Source organism: Bartonella sp. AP57NXGY, from assembly GCF_042195805.1.
Classification (GTDB): Bacteria; Pseudomonadota; Alphaproteobacteria; order Rhizobiales; family Rhizobiaceae; genus Bartonella.
In genome coordinates, this window is the sequence record NZ_JBHIOZ010000175.1 from 1 (window position 1) to 2,563 (window position 2,563).

Genomic DNA, 2,563 nt, shown 5'->3' on the forward strand with positions numbered 1-2,563 from the left:
GTGCTATACTCAGGAGAGAGTGAGTTGGTCAAGGAACATCATTAAATTATATTTTTGATTTTCAACAACTCAATTTTGTGCACACCAATCATCATCATTAGCACAATAAATTGTTTTATTTCAAATAATACGTCTCTTTTAATCTTTCAGAATTGAAAAAATTGAATATTTTACGCTAAGCTATTATCTCTTTAGAAAACACTTTAATTAAGTGAATTCCTTATCTTCTGTCAATGTGTACCTTCACACTTTTGAATTTTTTAAAGATGGTATTACGTATCGCGTTGGTGGAATCTTTTTATACTTTATCTGTTAATTGTTGAATTATTTGATTTTCTCCCTATGCCTTTAAAAGCGAAGCTTCCTATTACAGTCTGTAAACTGCTAGATTCTAGCGGCTTCTCATTTTTCACTTAAACTAAAGGCTCAACAAGCAGGCCTAAAAATATTTAAAAAGATATTGGGCATCTAAAAAACATTTGAATGTTTCAAGGAGGTATGCGTGCTTCATATCCTCATACCTTAAATGATAGAATTTATGGCACAACAGGATAAACTTAAGTATCCATATATAGATAAATTCTTATGAAAGTTATACATATAGTTTTTCGTGTCTATTTTTAATTTATATTTCTTATTTTTACTTTAATCCTGTTATGCTATAAAATATCATTATTTGTAGTATGATGGTATATGATCTTTAAGCTTTCTCGATATATTTAAGTGTTTTTTAGTGTGTGGGAATATTCTTAGGCTTGTTTGGCAAGCCTTTTTTAAGTGACTTATATGAGTGGAAAGTCAGCCGTTGAACACTCCCATATTTACGTTTAATAAAAGAGCAAGTTAGCACCATCATCCATTTTTTCAGCAAACAATGTCGTTACAGCTCTTGGTATGTGAGACGATTCAATAAGAGGTATGCCTTTTTGTACATTTTTACTCACACGCCAACTTTGCTTGTGTTGTGCAAACAAGAGATTTTGATTGATTCAATATAGAACACGTTTGAAATGAAAGAATTTTACGATATTCGAAACACTTATTCAATATCAATAACGTTAGATTATCATTATAAATCAATGCACTATTTCTAAGTTAAACTCGTTAGAATTCGGATTATTTACAAATCAGATTAGATTAAGCATTTTCATTCTCATGAAGTGTGGGGAGACAGTCACAATTCTTGTCAATATTATTAAGGACTTTGATTATCTTTGCAATGAACTTATGAAAATAAGGGGTTATTTTTTTCATCAGAAATCAACTGCAAAATTGCTCTTTGTTTTTTGCGGGTCAGTATTCTGAAATTTTTTAAAAGTAAATATTCTGCTTTGCTTGCTATTCTGTCATCACAATGATAGAGGTTCTCTTCTTTTTTTGCGCCATCAGCATAAAAGAAGGAAACGGGAACATCTAATATATGAGCAATTTCCTGTAAACGTCTTGCACTTACGCGATTTAAGCCTTTTTCATACTTTTGGATTTGTTGGAATGTTACGCCTAAATGACTTCCTAATTGTTTTTGAGAAAACCCCATGACGTTTCTTCTGAAGCGAATTTTTTTGCCTAAAGAAATATCGTAAAAATGTAGATTTTTGGCTTTCACTTGATGTCCCCACCGGTTGCGAGCGCCCTCGCATTAGTATTCCGGGGTCTGGAAGTGCTGACTCAAAACAGCCCCTTGCTTTTAGTGCTGAAAGCACTTGGACATAACAAGAGCCCCCGGAAATTCCGGGATATCCGCAAAAGCGGTTTTATTTCTAGTTTGAGTTTTTCGGGCTTCCAGACCCTATTTGATTGTCGCGTATACAACCAAAAACACAAGCCTCCTTCATAAGGCAATTACTTTCAATCGTCAATTGAAATTACAACAGTGTTTCTTGTTTGTTGTTTCAAGTTTTCACGTAATTAATGCGTATATTATACATAAAAATATTGCTTGAGATACTTTAGATACTTGTAAAAATTGTAAAGCGAAATTAAAGGGTGATGGCAAGGTAATGGGGTGATTTTCTCCTTTACGATTTTATGTTTTCTCCCCCAAATTAGGCTGTTTTCCCGCTTTGAAGAGTACATAAACAGATAAATATTCTTGTCCCGATATGGTATACATAAGATGATATAACTTGTCGTTTTTATTCATCTTAAATCGAGGTATCTCAAATATGTTGTTCGTAAATAGTATAAATTAAAGTCCATGAAATATAACAATCTTTATGTTTAATATAATAAATTTCATTTACCTGAGTTGGTTCAAAATGTTATTATAATTCTTGCTTTTAAGAAGTTCATAAGAGCCATTTTTATTCAGATGCTTGTGTGGTGCAAGCGAATGGTTTTGATTGCTTCAGTATGAACAGGCTGGAATGAGAGAATCTGATGATATTTTTGGCTTTTGTTACAAGGTGTAAAGCGATATAAATATCTTCATTGTAAAATTCTTTTTTCAGAAATCGTAAATATTGAGATATCATATTGATAGAGACTTGATAACAGTGGGCTTGTAGAGGGAAATTGCATGAGGATTTTTTATTTTTTATGCGTTATTTCTTCATTGTTTTGC

General features: G+C 32.1%; 1 protein-coding gene. It reads right to left on the bottom strand.

All coding sequences use genetic code 11. The features are described 5' to 3' along the window. Positions 1-1,225 precede the first annotated feature (1,225 nt). Positions 1,226-1,606, bottom strand: coding sequence for a helix-turn-helix domain-containing protein (locus ACFIL8_RS09105; protein ID WP_375612292.1), 381 nt, complete (start codon positions 1,604-1,606; stop codon positions 1,226-1,228). Between the last annotated feature and the right edge of the window lie 957 nt (positions 1,607-2,563).